We start from the raw sequence: 19,302 nt of genomic DNA, 5'->3' as shown, positions 1-19,302 counted from the left end.
GACCGGTCTGCAGTGGTCATTAAGACCCTATCCGGGGTGTCCAAAAGACCCTAAGCGTATATAAGTCATTGAATTTTATAGATATAAACATTGGCACGTATCGTGATACGAGAGGGCAACGGAACCAAAAAAGGAAAGTGTCATGACTCGTTCAATACCTCTGGGCTTTATGCTGGGTTTGTTGCTCTCGCCACTTTGCCAGGCTGATCAGGTGGTCCGCGAGGTGCCTGACACCACGGCTGGCAAGGGCTTCGGTGCACTGACCGGGATGATGGTGGGTGCCGCGGGCGGACCTGTGGGGGCGCTGATCGGTGCGGGCGCCGGATTCTTTGTCGGCGGCTCGGTGCAGCACGCGGCCGGTCTCACGGAAACCGCTTATGAAGTGAAAGACGCTCAGGGCGATATCAGTACGGTGCGCTCGCCCAATGCCCGATTCGAAGTGGGCCAGCAAGTGACTCGCAAAGGCCCGCGTGTGGTCGCGCAGAACCACTGATTCGACCCGGGACGGGCGGCGCTCCGGAATCCATTGCTTCCGGTTAATAGGAAGCATTACTATTCACGTCCCGTCTTCACAGCACGCCGCAATGACCCCCAAGCTGCCCCGCAGACACGGCTTTTTCGAACATTACGAAGAGTTGGTTGGCACCTGGACCCGTCGCCTGAGAAATCGTCAGCAGGCCGAGGATCTGGCCCACGACACCTTCGTGCGGGTGCTTGAGTCCGATTCGGCAGCGGTGGTGCAGCACCGGGCGTACTTGCACCAGACTGCGCGCAATATCGCGGTGGATGGTTACCGGCGGGAGGATCGGCGGGGCGCCATGGAGTCGGAGGCGATCGATCACAGTGTGTCGTCGTCCGGCGACCCGGAGCATTTCATGCATGCGATCCAGTTGGCTGATTCCATCGAGCGAGCGCTCAGCGAACTTCCGGTCAACTGCCGCAAGGTTTTCGTCTGGCAGAAGATCGAAGGCCTGACCCAGGCCGAAATCGCCGAACGCCTCGGGCTGTCCAAGAACATGGTGGAAAAGTATATGATCCGCACCCTGCGGCATTTGCGCGACCGTCTGGACGGGTTGCAACCATGATCGGCCGCGCCTTCTCATCCCCGGCCAGACAGGAACTTCCATGATGGATACTCGTGATTGCGCGTGCGGGCAAACAACGGTTCGCGACGAGGCGGCGCAGTGGTTCGTGCGTTTGCAGGAACCGGCCGTGGACGTCGAAGAACGTCGACGCTTCGAGCGCTGGCTGAACGAACACCCGCAGCATCGCGACGAATATCAATTGCTCGAGGGGCTGTGGACGGCGGCCGATCTGCTGCCGGCGGCGCGTCTGCAGGCCTTGTGCGAGAGCCCGCCGGCCCGTGGCAAACGTCGCCCGCTGGTGCGTTATGCGGTGGCCGCCAGTGTGTTGGCCGTGGCAGTCGGGTTGGGCGTGTTCAGCCAGTTGCATCAACCGGCGATCTACACCGCCGAGTTTTCCACGGCCCTGGGCGAGCGCCAGCAGGTGGCGTTGCCGGACGGTTCGGTGATCGACCTGAACAGCCGTAGTCGTGTCCAGGTGCGCTACGAAAATGACCGGCGCCGCATCGAGTTGACGCAGGGCGAAGCGATGTTCAGCGTCGAACACGACAGTGATCGGCCGTTCGTGGTCGAGGCGGGCAGCGGCAAGGTCACGGTCACCGGCACCCGCTTCGATGTGCGTCGCGGCGCCTCCGAAACCCGGGTCGTGGTGGAGCAGGGCACGGTCAAGGTCCAGGGGCGGGACGCTGCCGACAACGAATTCATCAGTCTCACCGCCGGCCTGGGAACGCGGGTCGATACCCAGGGCAAAGTGGCCGCCGCCTATGCGGTCAATCCTGCGGAACTGACTGCCTGGCGCAGCGGCAAACTGGTGTTCAACAACGCCAGCCTGCGCGACGTCGCCGAGGAAGTGTCGCGCTATCGGGAAAAACCGTTGACCGTCAGCAACGACAAAGTGGGCAATCTGCGCCTGACCAGCGTGTTCAAATCCGACAACACCGACGCGCTGCTCAAGGCCCTGCCGAGCATTCTGCCGGTGGCTGTGCGAACCCTCGATGACGGCAGTCAGCAAATAATTTCAAAATAGATTCAGGTTTTTTTCGAGTTCATCGTCTTCTAGTCCAACTGCAACTGGTTTGCATTAACAAGCGCACACTCTTGCGATCCACAGGACTCCGTTCGACGTGAAAAAAACCACCGCTAACAACAACAAATTCCCTTGGCTGCCCCTGGCCCTCGCACTGGCGGTCAACCTTGCGCTGCCCCAGGCCTTTGCCGCCGAGGCTATTCACATTCCGGCGCAACCCCTGGGCCAGGCCTTGAGCGAACTGGGCCAGCAAACCTCGCTGCAGGTGTTTTTCAGCCCTGAGCTGGTCGCCGGCAAACAGGCGCCGGCGGTGGATGGCGACCTTTCGCCAGAAGACGCGCTGCGCCAGCTGCTGCAAGGCAGCGGTCTGCACTACCAGATCGACGAAGGTTCGGTGACCTTGCTGCCTGCACCCAGTACCGCGGCCAATGGCCCGCTGGAACTGGGCGTGACGGACATCAAGGTGGTCGGCGACTGGCTCGGTGACGCGGATGCGGCAGTGGTGCAAAACCACCCGGGCGCCCGTACCGTGATCCGCCGCGAGGCGATGGTCGAGCAAGGCGCGATGAACGTGGGCGACGTGTTGAAGCGCGTGCCCGGTGTGCAAGTGCAGGAGGCCAACGGCACCGGCGGCAGCGACATTTCCCTGAACGTCGGCGTGCGTGGCCTGACCTCGCGCCTGTCGCCACGCTCCACCGTGTTGATCGACGGTGTGCCGGCAGCGTTCGCCCCGTACGGCCAGCCACAACTGTCCATGGCACCGATTTCTTCCGGCAACCTGGACAGCATCGACGTGGTTCGTGGTGCCGGTTCCGTGCGTTACGGACCGCAGAACGTCGGTGGCGTGATCAACTTCGTGACCCGCGCGATCCCTGAGAAAGCCTCCGCTGAAATCGGCAGCACCCTGGAAACCTCCCAGCACGGTGGCTGGAAGCACATCGACACGGCATTCGTCGGCGGCACCGCGGACAACGGCATCGGCATGGCGCTGTTGTACTCGGGGGTGAACGGCAACGGTTACCGTGAACGCAACAACGGCAACGACATCGACGACGTGCTGCTCAAGACCCACTGGGCGCCCACCGATGTGGATGATTTCAGCCTCAATTTTCACTACTACGACGCCAGCGCCGACATGCCCGGCGGCCTGACCCAGGCGCAGTACGACGCCAATCCGTTTCAGTCCGACCGCAACAACGACAACTTCAGCGGGCGCCGCAAGGACGTCTCGTTCAAGTGGACCCGGCAAATCGACGACCGCACCCAGGCCGAAGTGCTGACCTACTACACCGACAGCTTCCGTGGCAGCAATATCGCCGCCCGCGACCAGAAGACCCTGGGCTCGTTCCCGCGCACCTACTACACCTTTGGCATCGAGCCGCGGGTGTCCCGTGTGTTCGACGTCGGCCCGACCACCCAGGAGGTCAGTGTCGGTTATCGCTACCTCAAGGAAGCCATGCACGAAGAGGCCAGCCGCCTGGCGCTGGTCAACAACGAGCCGGTGGTGCGTCCGGGGTCGGACGGGCATGTGTACCAGGATCGTACCGGTGGCACTGAAGCCAATTCGGTGTATGTCGACGACAAGATCGATGTGGGTAACTGGACCATCACCCCGGGCATCCGCTTCGAACACATCAGCACCGACTGGCACGACCGCCCCGTGCTCGACACCGCGGGCCGGCCGGTCCCGGAAAAGCGCCGCAGCATCGAAAGCAACGAGCCGCTACCGGCCCTGAGCGTGATGTATCACCTGTCCGACGCCTGGAAGCTGTTTGCCAACTACGAAACTTCGTTCGGCAGCCTGCAGTATTTCCAGCTCGGCCAGGGGGGCACGGGTGACGAAACCGCCAATGGCCTGGAACCGGAAAAAGCCAAGACCTATGAGGTCGGCACGCGCTACAACGATGATGTGTGGGGCGGTGAAGTGACGCTGTTCTACATCGACTTCGATAAAGAGTTGCAATACATCAGCAACGACGCGGGCTGGACCAACCTGGGCGCGACCACGCACCAGGGGATCGAGGCGTCGGTGCACTACGACATGGCGGCACTGGACCCGCGCCTTGACGGGCTGACCGCCAACGCCGGGTTCACCTACACCCGCGCGGTCTATGAAGGGGAAATTCCAGGCTTCAAGGGCCGTGACCTGCCGTTCTATTCGCGCCAGGTGGCGACCGCCGGCCTGCGGTATGACATCAACCGCTGGACCTACAACCTCGATGCCTTCGCCCAGTCCAAACAGCGCTCGCCGGGCGTTGCAGTGAACGCCGACGGCAGCTTCAGCGGCAATTACATCACCGAAGGCACTGCAGATGGCCAGTACGGCGACATCCCGGGTTACGTCACCTGGAACGTGCGCGGCGGTTATGACTTCGGCCCGACGGTTTCGAACCTGAAAGTAGGGGCGGGGGTGAAAAACATCTTCGACAAGCAGTACTTCACCCGCTCCAGCGACAACAACTCGGGCATGTACGTCGGCGCACCACGCACGTTCTTTGTGCAGGCCAGTGTGGGGTTCTGATAGACCGGGGTGAATCCATCGCGAGCAAGCTTGCTCCTACAAGGGATCTTCAGCGCACACAACATTCGTGTACGACATCGATCAAATGTAGGAGCCGGCTTGCCGGCGAAAGCGGTGTATCAGGCGACATCTTATCGACAGGAAAGCCGCCTTCGCGAGCAGGCTCGCGAAGCTTTTCAGACCTTCAACACCTTCCCGCCAATCGCCACCGCCACCAGCAACACCGCCATCAACCCAAAGGCAAAACTCAAACTGCTGCCATGGGCGATAAACCCGATCACCGCAGGCCCCGCAAGAATCCCGGCATAACCCAGGGTGGTAATGGCCGGCACCGCGATGCTTTCGGGCATGACCGTCTGTTTGCCCACCGCGGTGTACAACACCGGGACAATGTTCGAACAGCCAGCCCCCAGCAGCGCATACCCCACCAGCGCCATCTCCCAGTCCGGTGCAAACGTCGCCAGAAACAGACCCCCGGCGGCCGTCAGCCCGCCGAACACAATCACCCGGGTGGCGCCCAGGCGCCGCACGATTGCATCCCCGGTCAGGCGCCCGACCGTCATGGTCAGCGCAAACGCCGCATAACCCAGCCCGGCATAGGCAGTGTCGATCCCGCGTTCCTGCGCCAGGAACACCGCACTCCAGTCCAGTGCCGCGCCTTCGGCGAGGAACACGATGAAACACATCCCGCCGATGAACAGCACGATGCCGTGGGGCACGGCAAACGCCGGTCCCGAACTTTCGCTGCCGTAGGGCAACAGGTGCGGCGCGGCCTTGCACAGCGCGATCAGCAACAGCACGTCCACCACCAGCGTCGCCCCCAGCGGCGACACCCCCAGGCCCAGCAAGGCGCTGACGCCCGCCGCCCCGACGATGCCACCAAGACTGAACAGGCCATGAAAACCCGACATCATGGTCTTGCCACTGGCCCGCTCGACGATCACCGCTTGCAGGTTCACCGTCGAATCCACGGTGCCCAGCCCGGCGCCGAACAGAAACAACGCGGCAATCAGCGCCGGAATCGAGGAGACCGTCGCCAACAACGGCAGGGCCAGGCAGATCATCAACGTCCCGCCGACCGCCACCCGGCGACAGCCGAAGCGCGTGGCCAGGATCCCGGCCATCGGCATGGCCAGGATCGAGCCCACCCCCAGGCACAGCAACAGCAAGCCGAGGGTGCCTTCATCCAGCCCGGCCCGGGCCTTGGCGTACGGCACCAGCGGCGCCCACGCGGCAATGCCTGCGCCGGCGATGAAAAAGGCGATGCGCGTGGACATCTGCTCCAGGCGACCGGGAACGAATGAGGTCCGGGTGTTGAGGTTGGTCATATCTATCCTTGGCAAAAAACGTCGCGTCAGCAAGGGACAGTGACTCACCGGTGGGGTTCGATCAGCGTCCCGAAGCAATCGCGTTCAGGCAGGGTGACATCCTTGCACAGCCAGGCGCTGTTTCGCGATATGTTGTGCCTGAATCGATTCCACCAGAGGGGGCGCCATGGCGCGAAGTTATGATGCACGAGGCAATATCTACAGGGTCGTGGCGCCTGAGGACATGCGCCGCGACGGTATCGAATTGCCCGATCAGGCCTGCCAGGCAGCCCAAACCCGCGAGGCCTGGGCGTTGGCGGCAATCGAAGCTTACTGCGGGTGGGCGCCCGGCACACAACCCTCCGGCAGCAAGGACCATTGCAGCGATGGTTTGCTGGTGGGTCCATTCCAGTCGTCACCCCCTTTTGATCTGTTGATCGTGAACACCGACGGCACGTTGGCCGAGCGCAGCGGCAACGGGCTGACGATTTTTTCCCAGGCGTTGAGCGACCAGGGGCTTTGGCCAGCAAGCGAGGCATGTTTACTCAGGGTTCATCACGATAAGGCCGACGTGGATTCACCAGGGCAGACCTCGGTGAAGCCGGCGCAGGTCGAAGGCGTACACGGGTTCTGGCTGGACCTGGGCAAGCCCTCGTTCGGGCCGGGGGCAGTCAGTGCTCACGGGGTCGAGAGCGTTGCTTTTAACGGAAGTGAACTCAGCCACGTGCAGCCGTTGTCGTCACTCAATGCCGCGTGGACACGCAGTCAATTTGTGCGGGTTGGCAATCCGCACTGCGTGACCCTTGTCGAGCGCGCGGATGCATTGCCGAGCAACGAACAGATGCGTGAACCGGGACTGTCCGAAGGACTGACGCGTATTGCCTTCGCCGTGCCGACCGGGGCAGGGGAACCCTGTCCTGCGGGTGTCAACTTGCAATGGGCGATGCTTGAATCCGAGGGGCGAATCGTTGCCCGGGTGTTCGAGCGTGGCGAAGGACCTACGGCGTCATCGGGGACCAGTGCCAGTGCGGTGGCGTGTGCGGCTTGGCGGGTGGGCTGGGTTGCGGCGGGGGAAGTGAAGGTTGTCATGCCAGGCGGCACGGCGCCGATCTTGCTGGAGGAAGAGCAGGGGGAGTTGAGTCGGGTCAGCCTGTTTGGTACGGCTCGGTTGATGGGTTGAACTCCAGATCGCCTTCGCGAGCAAGCCCGCTCCCACATTTGATCTCTGTCGTACACGGAATTTGCATTCACTAAAGATCAAATGTGGGAGCGAGCCTGCTCGCGAAGAGGCCCGCTCGATCAACGCAAGATTCAGCCCTGATCCCCAAAAAACTCCACCACCGGCATCTGCCGCTTCATCAACACCTTGCCCCCACGCACCGAATACAACGGCAAGCCCTGGCTGCGAATCACCTCATAATCGCTGTCCGCCGACAAAATCAGCAAATTCGCCGGCCGCCCCCGTTCAAGACCGTAACGATCACCCAGGGCCATGGCCTTGGCGCTGTTGTCGGTCACCAGGTCCAGCGCGCTCTGCAGGTTGCGGTAACCGAGCATGTGGCAAATGTGCAAGCCGGCTTCGAGCACCCGCAAGATGTTGCCATTGCCCAGCGGGTACCACGGATCGACGATCGAGTCCTGGCCGAAGCACACGTTCATCCCCGCTTCGAGCAATTCGTTGACCCGGGTCACGCCACGGCGTTTCGGGAAGTTGTCGTAGCGCCCTTGCAGATGAATGCTTTCGGCGGGGCAGGAGACAAAACTGATCCCGGAATGCCCGAGCAGGCGAAACAGTTTGGCGCAGTAGGCGTTATCGTAGGAGCCCATGGCCGTGGTATGGCTGGCGGTGACCCGTGTACCCATGTCGCGGCTGCGGGCTTCTTCGGCCAGCACCTCGAGAAAGCGCGAATGCGGGTCGTCGGTTTCATCGCAGTGCACGTCCACCAGGCAACCGGTGCGCTCGGCCAGATGCATCAGGAACTTCACCGAACTCACCCCCTGGTCCCGGGTGTACTCGAAATGTGGAATGCCGCCGACCACATCGGCGCCCATGCGAATCGCTTCTTCCATCAGCTCCCGGCCATTGCGGTACGACTCGATGCCCTCCTGGGGGAAGGCGACGATCTGCATGTCGACCAGGTGCCGGCTTTCCTCGCGCATTTCGAGCATCGCCTTCAACGCCGTCAGTTGCGGGTCGGTGACGTCGACGTGGGTGCGCACGTGCTGGATGCCGTGGGCGGCGAGACTCTGGAGGGTTTTCCTGACGCGGGTCCTGGTGTCTTCCCCGGTGATCGTCACCTTGCGCTCGCTCCAGCACTCGATGCCCTCGAACAACGTGCCGCTCATGTTCCAGCGCGGCTCGCCGGCGGTCAGCGTCGCATCGAGGTGGATATGCGGCTCGACGAAGGGGGGCACCACCAGATTGCCGCCGGCGTCCAGGTCATCGGGCCCCAGGGTCGGCGCCTCGGTCTGTCGGCCGATGTTGCTGATCAGGCCGTTTTCCAGGTGCAACTCATGCAACCCTTCTTGGTTGCGCAGGCGGGCGTTGATGATGTGCATCGGGCGAATCCTTTTATAGATCTTCTAGTGGCGCGTTGGCGGTACGGGTGCCGAGTACCCCGGTCAATATCACATACGTTAGCGCGGCAGCGGCAATCCCCGCCAGCGGCGCAACCCATGGCGAACTGAACGCAGCGACGGTGCCGACCGCATAGGCGCCCAGGCCTGAGCCATTGAACGCCGGCAATCGGGCATCGGCCAGACGTGGATATTGACCGCGGTAGCGAAAGAAAAAGTCCGCCATGATCACGCCACCGATCGGCGGAATCACCGTGCCCAGCAGAATCAGGTAGGGCACCAGATAGTCGTACATGCCCAGCAGCGCCAGCAGCGTACCGATCACCGCGCCGGCCAGGGTCACGGTTTTGCGCCGGCGGGTGCGCAGCAGGTTGCAGCCGGCGACGGCGAAGTTGTAGATGGTGTTGTCCTGGGTGCTCCAGATGTTGAGCAGCAACATCGCCATCGCGGCCATGGCGAACCCTTGCAACAGCAACACTTCCACCACGTCCGGTTGCTGGTAGACGATGGCGCCGTACGCGCCGATCAACACCATCAGGCCGTTGCCGACAAAAAAACCGATCAGGCTCGCCAGCACGGCGACCCGGGCCGAGCGCGAGAAGCGCGTCCAGTTGGTCGCCTGGGTCGCGCCACTGACAAAGGTGCCGAACACCAGCGTGATGGCGGTCGACCAATCGAGGGTCGCCGTCGGCACGACCGCCAGCAAGCCATCGAGCCCGCCGACCTTGGTCGTGGCGACCCACATCGACAGCATCAGCAGCAGCATCATGGCGGGCACGGCGATGTACGACAGAATTTCCAGTCCGCGATAGCCGACATAGGCCGTGGCGCAAAACATCATGCCGAACAGCACCATCAGGCCCATTACTGTGCCTTCGCTCAACTCAAGATACTTGCCCAACACCACGGCCGCGGTCGCCGTGCCCCAGGCGTACCAGCCGATCTGAGTGAAGCCGAGGATCAGGTCGCTGAGCTTGCTGCCGATTTCGCCAAAGCAGAAACGCCCCATCAGCACCGAATTGAGGCCACTCTTGAACGCAATGTAACCCAGGCCTGCGGCGTAGATCCCCAGCAGCAGATTGCCGACGATGATCACTGCCATCATTTCGCCGAAACCGAACGCCACACCGAGCTTGCCGCCGGCGAACATGGTCGCGGTAAAGAAGGTGAAACCCAGCAACACCATGGCGGTGGAGGCCAGGCCTTTGCGGGCGTGCATCGGGACTTCGCTGAGGGGGTAATCGTTGCCGGGAGCGTTCTGCGTCATGGGGCGTTCCTTGCTGGGGGGAGGACGCGAAGGGTGTTGCAGCCGTCGTGCCAAGCGGGGCCGGTGTTGTTATTTATAGACGAGCGGAGGCGTTTGGTTCGGGGAGGGCGCGAACTATCTGAAAGAACACAGAACCCCTGTAAGAGCTGGCTTGCCAGCGAAGACTGTGTGTCAGTCAATACAAGTGTTTACTGAGCCACCGCCTTCGCTGGCAAGCCAGCTCCTACAGGGGATATGGGGTGCTTCAGCGGGATTTATGTAGTGGCAGAAACCGCAGCAACGCCGCGACGATGGCTTCAGGTGCATCTTCCTGAACCAGATGTCCGGCATTCGGAACCGGATAAAACTGCGACCCCGGGATCATCCCGTGCAACGCCCGCCCACGCTCGAGGGGAATCCACTGATCGTCCTCGCCCCAGAGAATCTGCACCGGGCAGCGAATGGTCGGGTATAGCCCCTCGACCTCCCGGGTATAACGCTCATCCATCTGCGCGATCTGTCGATAAAACGCCGCTTGCCCCGGATCCCCCAGCCACGGCTGGACATAAGGGGCGAGTTCGTCGTCCGGGATTTCACGTTTGATCGCGCCACGGATATAGGCCGGCACGACGACCTGCTGAATGTAATCGGGCAGTCCGCTGAACGCTGCCTCATGCTGACGCACATGCTGCACGAAGGGCGAGCCCCAGGGCGATAGCGCCACCGGGTCGATCAGCGTCAGGCTGCGGTAATCCTTGCCATTGAGCAGATGTGCACGCAACACGGTAGCGCCGCCGAAATCGTGGGCCACCACGTCCGGGCAATCCAGGCCCCAATGCTCCAGCAGCCGGGCCAGCAGTTCGTTCTGCACACCCAGGGACACGTCGTCGTCGACTTTGTCGGAGAGCCCATAACCCAGCAGGTCAAAGTAATGCACCCGGTGCGTGGCGATGAAATGCGGCGCAATCCGGTGCCATACATAAGAGGAGAAGGGTGTGCCATGCACAAACACCAGCGGCGGACCGTCGCCCCGGACGGCGAAACGCACGGAGTGCCCGTTGAAGCGATAGGTCTGAGCCAGTGGCCAGTCAGTCATGGGGGCGTCCTCTTGGCGTGTGCGAGCCAAAAAGCATAGGCATAAAAAAACCACCGCTAAAGGTGGTTTGATCATTCACTGACGAAACGCATTCCCCGCGTAGGAGCTGGCTTGCCAGCGAAGGACTCCTGGGCGCCGCGTTTATTCTGGATGCACGCGTTATCGTTAACGACCTTCGCTGGCAAGCCAGCTCCTACACGGGGAGAATGTGGTTGCCTGGTCTATTCGCCGTGATAGATGCAGCCGCTGGTGCAGGTTTCGTGGATGCGGATCGCGCTGAGTTCCGGCAGCAGAGGCTTCAATTCTTTCCAGATGAATTTGGCCAGCACTTCGCTGGTCGGATTTTCCAACCCGGGAATATCGTTCAAATAGTTATGGTCCAACCGCTCATACAGCGGCTTGAAAATCGCCTTGATCTCCGAAAAGTCCCGTATCCAGCCCGTATGCGGATCAAGATCGCCGCTCAGATGAATGGCCACTTTGAACGAATGACCGTGCAGGCGGCCGCATTTGTGGCCTTCCGGCACGTGGGGCAGGCGGTGGGCGGATTCGAAGGTAAATTCTTTGAAGATTTCCACAGTGGTTTGAGCTCTGTCAGGTGGCGATCGCCGCGGCGATGTGGGCAGGTGGCGAGTTTAACAGTTTGCGTTTGGGCTTGCGGGAAAACACTGACTAAAGGGTCAATGATGGCAATTCAGTTTCAGTTAAGTTGAAATCGCTAAAGTGGCCCCCGTAAGCAACACATAAAAATACGGAGACACCCCATGAACACCTTGACTGCCCTGTTCACCGCCACCCTCATCACCCTGACCGCCGGCATTGCCCAGGCTCGCGACCTCGGCCCCGATGAAGCCCTGAGGCTGCGCGACGCTGGTACCATTGTGTCTTTCGAGAAGCTCAACGCCACCGCGCTGACCAAACACCCGGGCTCCACCATCACCGAAACCGAACTGGAAGAAGAGTACGGCAAGTACATCTATCAGGTGGAAATGCGCGATCCGCAAGGCATCGAGTGGGACCTGGAACTGGACGCTGTCAGCGGGCAGGTTCTCAAGGATCATCAGGATACGTAATGAAGGTGTTTTGTTTTGCAAACCGGCGCGTCAGCCGCCTGGCCCTGGCGCTGCTGGTTTTTTGCTCGATGGCGATGGCCCGGGACCTGGACCAGGACGAAGCCCTGCGTCTGCGTCAGCAAGGGGTGATTCTGCCCCTGGAGCAACTGTTGCGGCAGGCGCTGGACCGTTACCCCGGGGCCAAGCTGCTGGAAGCCGAGCTCGAGGAAAAGCACGATGTCTACATTTATGAAGTCGAGCTGCTGACCACCGACGGTGTGGTCCGTGAGCTGGACATCGATGCCAGCACTGGCCAGTTACTGAAAGACAAGGAAGATTGACCCATGCGTTTGCTCCTGGTGGAAGACCACGTGCCCCTGGCCGACGAACTGATGGCCGGCCTCAATCGCCAGGGTTACGCCGTGGACTGGCTGGCGGACGGTCGCGACGCGGTGTACCAGGGCAGCAGCGAGCCCTATGACCTGATCATCCTCGACCTCGGCTTGCCGGGGCTGCCGGGACTGGAGGTGTTGACTCAATGGCGGGCCGGCGGCCTGGCCACCCCCGTGCTGATCCTCACGGCCCGCGGTTCCTGGGCCGAGCGCATCGAGGGCCTCAAGGCCGGCGCCGACGATTACCTGACCAAACCCTTCCACCCTGAAGAATTGCACCTGCGGGTCCAGGCGCTGTTGCGTCGCTCCCACGGTCAGGCCAACCAGCCGACGCTCAAGGCGGCGGGTTTGCACCTGGATGAAGGCCGCCAGTGCGTGTCCCGCGACGGTGCCGACATCCAGCTCACCGCGGCTGAATTCCGCCTGCTGCGCTATTTCATGCTGCACCCCGAACAGATCCTGTCCAAAAGCCACCTCGCCGAACACCTTTACGACGGTGAAACCGAGCGCGATTCCAATGTGCTGGAAGTCCACGTCAACCACCTGCGGCGCAAACTCGGGCGCAGCGTGATCGAAACCCGTCGCGGCCAGGGTTACCTGTTCGGCGGGCAAGCCCGGTGAGGTCGATCCAGCGCCGCTTGAGCCTGGGGCTGATCAGCGTGATGGTGATCGTCGGCCTGGTGCTGGCGCAGACCAGCCTGTGGCTGTTCGAAATGGGCTTGCAGCGCTACCTCGAAGCCGGGTTGCGCAACGACAGTGAAAGCCTGCTGGTGGCACTGGTGCGCGGGCCGCAGGGGTTGCAGCTGGATGAGCGACACCTGTCGCCGGCGTATCAGCGCCCGTTTTCCGGGCACTATTTCCGCATCGATTTCGCCGACAGCCATTGGCGTTCCCGTTCGCTATGGGACCAGGAACTGCCACGCCTGGACCATCCCGGCTTGCACAGCAACTTGCAGCTGGGGCCGGAAGGGCAGCAGTTGCTGATATTGCGCTCGGACTATCGCCGCCTGGGCCAGTCGATTTCCATCAGCGTCGCCCAGGACTACACCCCGGTGCGCGACAGTTTTTTGCGCATGCAACAGGTCGGTCTCGGCCTGGGCCTGGCGGGGTTGCTGTTGATCCTGTTGCTGCAGCGGATCACCGTGCGCCGCGCCTTGCGCCCGTTGGAGAAGGCCCGTGAGCAAATCGCCCAGTTACAGCAGGGCCAGCGCTCGCAACTCGATGAGCAGGTGCCGGTGGAGCTGGAGCCGTTGGTGGCGCAGATCAACCATTTGCTGGCCCACACCGAAGACAGCCTCAAGCGTTCGCGCAATGCGCTGGGCAACCTCGGGCATGCCTTGAAAACCCCGCTGGCGGTGTTGTTGAGCCTGGCGGGCAGCGAGAAACTCGACGCACATCCGGAACTGCGCAAGGTGATTCAGAAGCAGCTTGAGCAGGTGCAGCAACGGCTAAACCGGGAACTCAACCGCGCCCGCCTGTCCGGCGACGCCTTGCCCGGGGCGCTGTTTGATTGCGAGGCGGAGCTGCCGGGGTTGCTGGCGACCTTGAACATGATCCACGGTGAACACCTGGACCTCAGCTATGTGGCGCCCAAGGGCTTGCTGCTGCCGTGGGATCGGGAGGATGTGCTGGAGTTGCTCGGCAACCTGCTGGACAACGCCTGCAAGTGGGCGGATGCGCAGGTCCGCTTGAGCGTGATCGAGACGGCGCAAGGGTTTGAGCTGAGCGTGGAAGATGACGGGCCGGGGATACCCGAGGAGCAGCGCGATCAGGTGTTCAGTCGCGGTACGCGGCTTGATGAACAGATGGATGGGCATGGGTTGGGGTTGGGGATCGTGCGCGACATCGTTGATACCTGGGGCGGGGGCTTGCGGCTGGAAGAGAGCGAGTGGGGCGGGTTGAAGGTGGTGATCGAATTGCCCAAACGCTAACCCCGATCTCAATGTTCACGCGGTCCCCTGTAGGAGCTGGCTTGCCAGCGAAGGCGTCGTGACAGCCAACATATGTGTTGGATGTGCTACCGCTTTCGCTGGCAAGCCAGCTCCTACAGGGGGGGTGTGTCGTCAGTAAAAACCAGGTCAGACGCGGAACTGATCCATCAGACTCTGCTGCTGATTGGCCAGGCTGTTCAGCGACTGGCTCACCCGCGCCGATTCGTTGGCCTGGCCCGACAGCGACTCGGTCACATCCCGAATCGTCGCCACATTGTTGTTGATCTCTTCGGCCACTGCGCTTTGCTCTTCCGCGGCACTGGCGATCTGCAGGTTCATGTCGCTGATCACCGTCACCGCTTCGCCAATCTGGCGCAGCGCCGTCACGGCCTGGCCCACCTGCTCGACACTGCCCTGGGCCTGGCGATGGCTGTTGCTCATCGACCCGACCACCTCCCGGGTGCCGCTCTGCAACTGTTCGATCACCAGGCGGGTCTCTTCGACAGACTCCTGGGTCCGGCGTGCCAGGTTGCGCACTTCATCGGCCACCACGGCAAAACCTCGTCCGGCTTCACCGGCGCGGGCCGCTTCGATCGCGGCGTTGAGGGCCAGCAGGTTGGTCTGTTCGGCGATGGCGCGAATCACTTCCAGCACCGAACCGATTTTCTCGCTGTTGGCCGCCAGGCCTTCGACTTGCACCATGGCCGCGCTCATGTCGGCAGCGAGGTGGTCGATGCTGGCGGTGGTCTGGTCGATAACGCTCAGGCCGCGACGGGTGGCGTGATCGGCGTCCCGCGCCGCTTGTGCCGCCTGTGCGGCGCTGCGGGCGACGTCCTGGGCGGTGGCGCTCATCTCGTGGGAGGCGGTCGCGACCTGATCCACCTGACGGTATTGCTGTTCCATGCCGGCACTGGTCTGGGTGGCGATGACGGACGACTGATCCGCGGTGCTGCGCGCGTCCTGCACCGAGCGTTTAACCTCGGCAATGATCGGTTGCAGCTTGTCGAGGAAGCGATTGAACCAGCCGGCCAACTGGCCCAATTCGTCCTGTTTGTCGTAGGCCAGGCGTCGGGTCAGGTCGCCTTCGCCGCTGGCGATGTCTTCGAGCATGTGCGCCACGCCGAGAATCGGCTTGGTCACGCTCCGCGCCATCAGCCATACCAGCAACAGGCCGATCAACGCCGCCAGCGCACCCAGGCCGAGTTCCATCAGCGTGCCGGCGGTGTTGCTGTCATCGAGTTGTTTCTTCAGGGCTTCGGCTGGGCCGACCAGTACCTTTTCCGGCACCTCAAGCAAGACACCCCATGACTTGCCGCCGGGAATCGGCTGGAAGGGCGCCAACACTTTCAACTGTTGGTTGCTGTGCAGGCTTTCGGTCTTGCTGCTGGCCGCGAGCATGCGAATCAGCTCGGCACCGTTGATGTTGTCCACGGCATCCAGGCGCTGGCTGAGTTTGCCGGCGTCCGGGCTGTGGCCGGCGAGCAAACCGACCGGGCTGATGATGCTGACATGGGTCTGGCCGTCATAGAGTTTCTTGCTGGCGTCCTGGCTGATTGCCTGCAGGCTGTCGAGATTGATGTCCGCCGACAGCGACGCGATGACCTTGCCATTGACCATCAACGGGAAAACGATGCTGGTCATCAGCACCTTCTGCCCATCGATCACATAGAAGTAGGGTTCGATCACGCAGGGCTTGAGCGTGGTGCGGGGGCAGGTGAACCAGGCATTCGCCGGCTCGCCGCTGGGGCCGGTGGCGGTGTCGGCCATGTCGCTTTCGGGTAGCGCCATGGAGGTCACCTTGCCCGGTGTCGGTTGCGACCAATACAGGGCGAAACGGCCCTTGTCGTTGCTGCCCAGTTCCGCCTGGCCGGTAAACAGATCGTCCTTGCCGTCCAGCGCGTTGGTTTCGAACACCAGCGACAGGCCAAGCAGCTCCGGGTTGGCTTGCAGCGCCGACTTGACCTGGCGGGTCAGGTCTTCGCGCAAATCGAAGGCGTCGAGAAAGCGCTTCTCGGCCTGGTCGCGCAGGAACAGCACCTGGCGGGAAAAGCCGTGGCCGTATTGATAGGCGTCCATGAACTGCTGGCGAATCTCCAGCGCCTGGTTTTCACCCTGGGATTCGATCCGGGCCTGGGCGGCTTCGGTGAGCATCTCCATGCTCGAGGCTTTCACCAGCGCGGCGCTGTGCTCCATGCGATACAGCGAAAGTCCGACCAGCAGGGTCACGATACCGGCCAGGCACAGCCCGGCGAGCAGGGTGATCTTCCATTGAATGGAAAGTTGTCTGAGCGACATGGAGACGTCCTTTATTCGATAATTATCTGAGACTCGGCACTGTAGCGGCAGGGTTTCGGCTTTCTTTATGCCGTCTGGCGAATAAGAGACGTGGCTGAATTTGATGCCGTGCACAGCCCCCTGTAGGAGCGAGGCTTGCCCGCGAAGGCGGAGTGTCAGTCGACATCGATGTTGAATGACACTCCGCCTTCGCGGGCAAGCCTCGCTCCTACAGAGGGACGCCGTCGTTCATCCCAGTGTCTGCATGCCGGGCATTGGCTTTGACAAGGCCGCAACGGTCCGGCACAGTGCCCGCCCTCTAATAAAACCCATTCTTCAATCCGCTGGCGGCTCACGCAGACTGCCGGCCGGACTCATTCCGTTTGTCTTGAGGTCTTGATAATGAATGCAGTAATTGCCGCGGTCGGCGTCATGCTGGTACTCAGCCTGTCCCGCGTGCATGTGGTGATCGCGTTGATCGTCGGCGCGCTGGTCGGTGGCCTGACCGGTGGCCTGGGCATCGACGCGACGCTCAAGGCGTTCAACAGTGGCCTCGGCGGCGGGGCGACGGTCGCTTTGTCCTATGCCTTGCTGGGGGCGTTCGCGGTGGCCATTGCCAAGTCCGGCCTGGCCCATGCCCTGGCCGACAAGGCCCTGGCGATGGTCGACCGGCAGCACGCCAGCGGTGGCGGCCAGGTCAAGTGGCTGCTGATCGGCTTGCTCTGGGTGGTGGCCATCGCCTCCCAGAATATCCTGCCGATACATATCGCCTTTATTCCGCTGCTGGTGCCGCCGCTGCTCTACGTGCTGACCAAGCTGCAACTGGACCGGCGGTTGATCGCCTGTGTCATTACCTTTGGGCTGATCACGCCGTATATGTTCCTGCCCGTTGGCTTCGGCAACATCTTCCTCAATGAAATCCTGCTGGCCAACGTTGCCCGTAGCGGCGTCGATATCAGCGGCATCAACGTCACCCATGCCATGGGCATTCCGGCGCTGGGCATGGTGTTCGGCCTTGGCGCGGCCTTTATCAGCTACCGCAGGAAGCGGGTCTACAACCTGGAAAAAATCGAACAGGTCGAACAGGTCGCGGTGCAGTACAACCCGCTGAGCCTGATGGTGGCCGGCCTGGCCATCGCCGCGGCGTTCATCGTTCAGCTGCTGCTGGACTCGATGATCATCGGTGCGTTGGCCGGGTTTCTGATTTTTTCGGCATCGGGCATCGTCAAATGGCGCGACACCGACGACCTGTTCACCGACGGCATGAAGATGATGGCGATGATCGGCTTCATCATGATCGCCGCTTCCGGCTTCGGCGAAGTGATCAAAGCCACCGGAGAGGTGCAGACGCTGGTCGAGGCCTCGGCCTCGTGGATCGGCCACAGCAAGGCCATCGGCGCGTTGCTGATGTTGCTGGTGGGCCTGCTGGTAACCATGGGCATCGGCTCGTCGTTTTCCACCGTGCCGATCCTGGCGGTGATTTTCGTGCCGCTGTGCGTGCAACTGGGATTCAGCCCGCTGGCGATCGTCAGCATCGTCGGTACGGCCGGCGCCCTGGGTGACGCCGGTTCGCCCGCCTCGGACTCGACCCTGGGCCCGACCTCCGGCCTGAACATCGATGGCCAGCATCACCACATCTGGGACACCGTGGTCCCGACTTTCCTGCATTACAACCTGCCGCTGCTGGGGTTTGGCTGGGTGGCGGCGATGGTGTTGTAGTCACATCCCCCCTGGGGGAGCGAGACCGGCTTGCCGGCGAAGGCGGTGCATCAGTCACAGCTATGCTGAATGTGCCTGCGTATTCGCGAGCAGGCTCGCTCTCACAAAATTCAATCCTGACCATGCAACCCTGTAGGAGCTGGCTTGTCGGATCGCCGCACCGCAGCGAAGGCGGTGTGTCAGTTGACAGGATTATCACTGAACGGACGCCTTCGCCGGCAAGCCAGCTCCTACACTGGTATTACGGTGAGCATTACAGCCCCGGACGACCACAACGATGGAGTCAGACTCATGATCGACAGTGAAAGTATCTGCGACTGCCCCAAATGCTCCTGCAAGCTAGGCGAACATCCGATCGCACGCCACGGCAAGCACTATTGTTGCGAAGCCTGCGCCAAGCACCATGAAAATGGCGAAGAATGCGCCAGTAAAGGGTGCAAGTGTGCCCACGGCAAATAGCTCATCCAGGCAAAGGTGGAGCCTAGTCGGGCTCCACTTCCAGCTTCAGGCTTTGATCGTCCAGTCGCTCGGTATGGCGCACGACACCATTGAAACGTCGTCCTGCAACCCTCACCACCAGGGTTTTTGCCTTTTCCAGATCCTCGGGCAAAGGTGGTTGAACGCGCAACGCAAAGCATGTCGGATCATTTTCGACTTGTTCCAGCCCGACCAGACATTCGGCGCTTTTGGTGACCCGCCCGAACAGCGTATCCAGGCCGTAGTCGATGTGAGCCATGCTGGTGAGTGGTGTCGTGGTCATGCACTGATTCCTCCCAATGTCCCCTCTCAATATCCAAAGCGGATGCGAGCGGTCAATTCGCCGGGCGCCACTTGACGTTCTCCACGCCGAATTTCTCCGCCATCGGCTTGCTGGTCTTTTGCACCTTTTCCCGGCCGAAGCGCGGGATCCGACCCACGCCGGCGTCACAGCTCGCCCAATGCCAGGCTTCAGCGTTATCCATTTTTTCCAAACGGATAATGAAAGACTTGGGCGCGCCATGAAGGGTGTATTCAATGACGAAAAGTTTTGCATTGTTCATAAAGCCCGTAATCCTCCCTGTGGTAATAGAGGGATCGT

At 61.8% G+C, this 19,302-nt stretch carries 19 protein-coding genes and 1 pseudogene; 11 read left to right on the top strand and 9 right to left on the bottom strand.

Features of this window, described 5'->3' with window-relative positions:
* Window positions 1–142 precede the first annotated feature (142 nt).
* From F8N96_RS30645 to F8N96_RS30630, 4 genes are all read left to right on the top strand, one after another.
* Window positions 143–493, top strand: a complete 351-nt coding sequence (locus F8N96_RS30645; protein WP_150800980.1) for a hypothetical protein — start codon at window positions 143–145, stop codon at window positions 491–493.
* Window positions 494–584: 91 nt separating this feature from the next.
* Complete coding sequence (locus tag F8N96_RS30640; protein ID WP_150800979.1) at window positions 585–1,085, top strand: sigma-70 family RNA polymerase sigma factor; 501 nt, start codon at window positions 585–587, stop codon at window positions 1,083–1,085.
* 40 nt (window positions 1,086–1,125) lie between these two features.
* The gene (locus F8N96_RS30635; RefSeq protein ID WP_150800978.1) at window positions 1,126–2,109 is read left to right on the top strand and encodes a FecR family protein; all 984 of its coding nucleotides are present in this window, start codon (window positions 1,126–1,128) and stop codon (window positions 2,107–2,109) included.
* A gap of 97 nt (window positions 2,110–2,206) precedes the next feature.
* Entirely contained in the window at window positions 2,207–4,630 is a 2,424-nt protein-coding gene (locus tag F8N96_RS30630; protein ID WP_150800977.1) for a TonB-dependent siderophore receptor, read from the top strand.
* A 176-nt stretch (window positions 4,631–4,806) separates the two neighbouring features.
* Here F8N96_RS30630 and F8N96_RS30625 read toward each other — a convergent pair whose 3' ends face one another.
* Window positions 4,807–5,958: an MFS transporter gene (locus F8N96_RS30625; protein ID WP_150800976.1), complete on the bottom strand. Its 1,152-nt coding sequence runs from the start codon at window positions 5,956–5,958 to the stop codon at window positions 4,807–4,809.
* A gap of 166 nt (window positions 5,959–6,124) precedes the next feature.
* Here F8N96_RS30625 and F8N96_RS30620 point away from each other — a divergent pair, with 166 nt between their 5' ends.
* Window positions 6,125–7,117, top strand: a complete 993-nt coding sequence (locus tag F8N96_RS30620; RefSeq protein ID WP_150800975.1) for a diaminopimelate epimerase — start codon at window positions 6,125–6,127, stop codon at window positions 7,115–7,117.
* A 131-nt stretch (window positions 7,118–7,248) separates the two neighbouring features.
* Here the strand turns inward: F8N96_RS30620 and codA are convergent, their stop codons facing one another.
* The 4 genes from codA to queD all read right to left on the bottom strand — a co-directional run bounded on the left by codA (window position 7,249) and on the right by queD (window position 11,434).
* Window positions 7,249–8,496, bottom strand: a complete 1,248-nt coding sequence (gene codA, locus F8N96_RS30615; RefSeq protein WP_150800974.1) for a cytosine deaminase — start codon at window positions 8,494–8,496, stop codon at window positions 7,249–7,251.
* A gap of 13 nt (window positions 8,497–8,509) precedes the next feature.
* Window positions 8,510–9,781: a cytosine permease gene (gene codB, locus F8N96_RS30610; protein ID WP_150800973.1), complete on the bottom strand. Its 1,272-nt coding sequence runs from the start codon at window positions 9,779–9,781 to the stop codon at window positions 8,510–8,512.
* A gap of 244 nt (window positions 9,782–10,025) precedes the next feature.
* Window positions 10,026–10,856 carry an alpha/beta fold hydrolase gene (locus F8N96_RS30605; protein ID WP_150800972.1) on the bottom strand — a complete coding sequence of 277 codons (831 nt, stop codon included), beginning with the start codon at window positions 10,854–10,856 and terminating at the stop codon, window positions 10,026–10,028.
* A 221-nt stretch (window positions 10,857–11,077) separates the two neighbouring features.
* A complete protein-coding gene (queD, locus tag F8N96_RS30600) occupies window positions 11,078–11,434 on the bottom strand; it encodes a 6-carboxytetrahydropterin synthase QueD (protein WP_008152165.1) in 357 nt (118 codons plus the stop codon).
* Between the two features lie 186 nt (window positions 11,435–11,620).
* Between queD and F8N96_RS30595 the strand changes: the two genes are divergently transcribed.
* The 4 genes from F8N96_RS30595 to F8N96_RS30580 are packed head-to-tail and all read left to right on the top strand — an operon-like array spanning window position 11,621 to window position 14,231.
* Entirely contained in the window at window positions 11,621–11,929 is a 309-nt protein-coding gene (locus F8N96_RS30595) for a PepSY domain-containing protein (RefSeq protein ID WP_150766714.1), read from the top strand.
* Window positions 11,929–12,249: a PepSY domain-containing protein gene (locus F8N96_RS30590; protein WP_150800971.1), complete on the top strand. Its 321-nt coding sequence runs from the start codon at window positions 11,929–11,931 to the stop codon at window positions 12,247–12,249. The genes F8N96_RS30595 and F8N96_RS30590 overlap by 1 nt, the downstream gene beginning before the upstream one ends.
* Before the next feature lie 3 nt (window positions 12,250–12,252).
* Window positions 12,253–12,921, top strand: a complete 669-nt coding sequence (locus F8N96_RS30585; protein ID WP_150800970.1) for a response regulator transcription factor — start codon at window positions 12,253–12,255, stop codon at window positions 12,919–12,921.
* Window positions 12,918–14,231: a sensor histidine kinase gene (locus tag F8N96_RS30580; protein ID WP_150800969.1), complete on the top strand. Its 1,314-nt coding sequence runs from the start codon at window positions 12,918–12,920 to the stop codon at window positions 14,229–14,231. The genes F8N96_RS30585 and F8N96_RS30580 overlap by 4 nt, the downstream gene beginning before the upstream one ends.
* A gap of 147 nt (window positions 14,232–14,378) precedes the next feature.
* Here F8N96_RS30580 and F8N96_RS35950 read toward each other — a convergent pair whose 3' ends face one another.
* Window positions 14,379–15,134: a methyl-accepting chemotaxis protein gene (locus F8N96_RS35950; RefSeq protein ID WP_412071830.1), complete on the bottom strand. Its 756-nt coding sequence runs from the start codon at window positions 15,132–15,134 to the stop codon at window positions 14,379–14,381.
* A gap of 102 nt (window positions 15,135–15,236) precedes the next feature.
* Window positions 15,237–15,383: pseudogene (locus F8N96_RS35945) on the bottom strand (HAMP domain-containing protein); the annotation flags it as partial.
* Between the two features lie 1,524 nt (window positions 15,384–16,907).
* On the opposite strand from F8N96_RS35945, the gene F8N96_RS30570 reads away from it, so the two are divergent.
* Both F8N96_RS30570 and F8N96_RS30565 read left to right on the top strand, forming a co-directional pair.
* A complete protein-coding gene (locus F8N96_RS30570) occupies window positions 16,908–18,224 on the top strand; it encodes a Na+/H+ antiporter family protein (RefSeq protein WP_150800967.1) in 1,317 nt (438 codons plus the stop codon).
* 291 nt (window positions 18,225–18,515) lie between these two features.
* Window positions 18,516–18,683 carry a metallothionein gene (locus F8N96_RS30565; RefSeq protein ID WP_150800966.1) on the top strand — a complete coding sequence of 56 codons (168 nt, stop codon included), beginning with the start codon at window positions 18,516–18,518 and terminating at the stop codon, window positions 18,681–18,683.
* A 22-nt stretch (window positions 18,684–18,705) separates the two neighbouring features.
* On the opposite strand, the gene F8N96_RS30560 is transcribed toward F8N96_RS30565, so the two are convergent.
* Together F8N96_RS30560 and F8N96_RS30555 are read right to left on the bottom strand one after the other, a co-directional pair.
* Window positions 18,706–18,984 (bottom strand): hypothetical protein, encoded by a 279-nt coding sequence (locus F8N96_RS30560; protein ID WP_150800965.1) that lies wholly within the window; start codon window positions 18,982–18,984, stop codon window positions 18,706–18,708.
* Window positions 18,985–19,036: 52 nt separating this feature from the next.
* Window positions 19,037–19,264, bottom strand: coding sequence for a DUF6555 family protein (locus tag F8N96_RS30555; RefSeq protein ID WP_064678785.1), 228 nt, complete (start codon window positions 19,262–19,264; stop codon window positions 19,037–19,039).
* Between the last annotated feature and the right edge of the window lie 38 nt (window positions 19,265–19,302).

The sequence above is a fragment of the Pseudomonas fluorescens genome (assembly GCF_902497855.1).
GTDB lineage: Bacteria > Pseudomonadota > Gammaproteobacteria > Pseudomonadales > Pseudomonadaceae > Aquipseudomonas > Aquipseudomonas fluorescens_BI.
The sequence above is the reverse complement of the archived record's forward strand: the minus strand, read 5'-3'. Positions and strand labels throughout refer to the sequence as shown.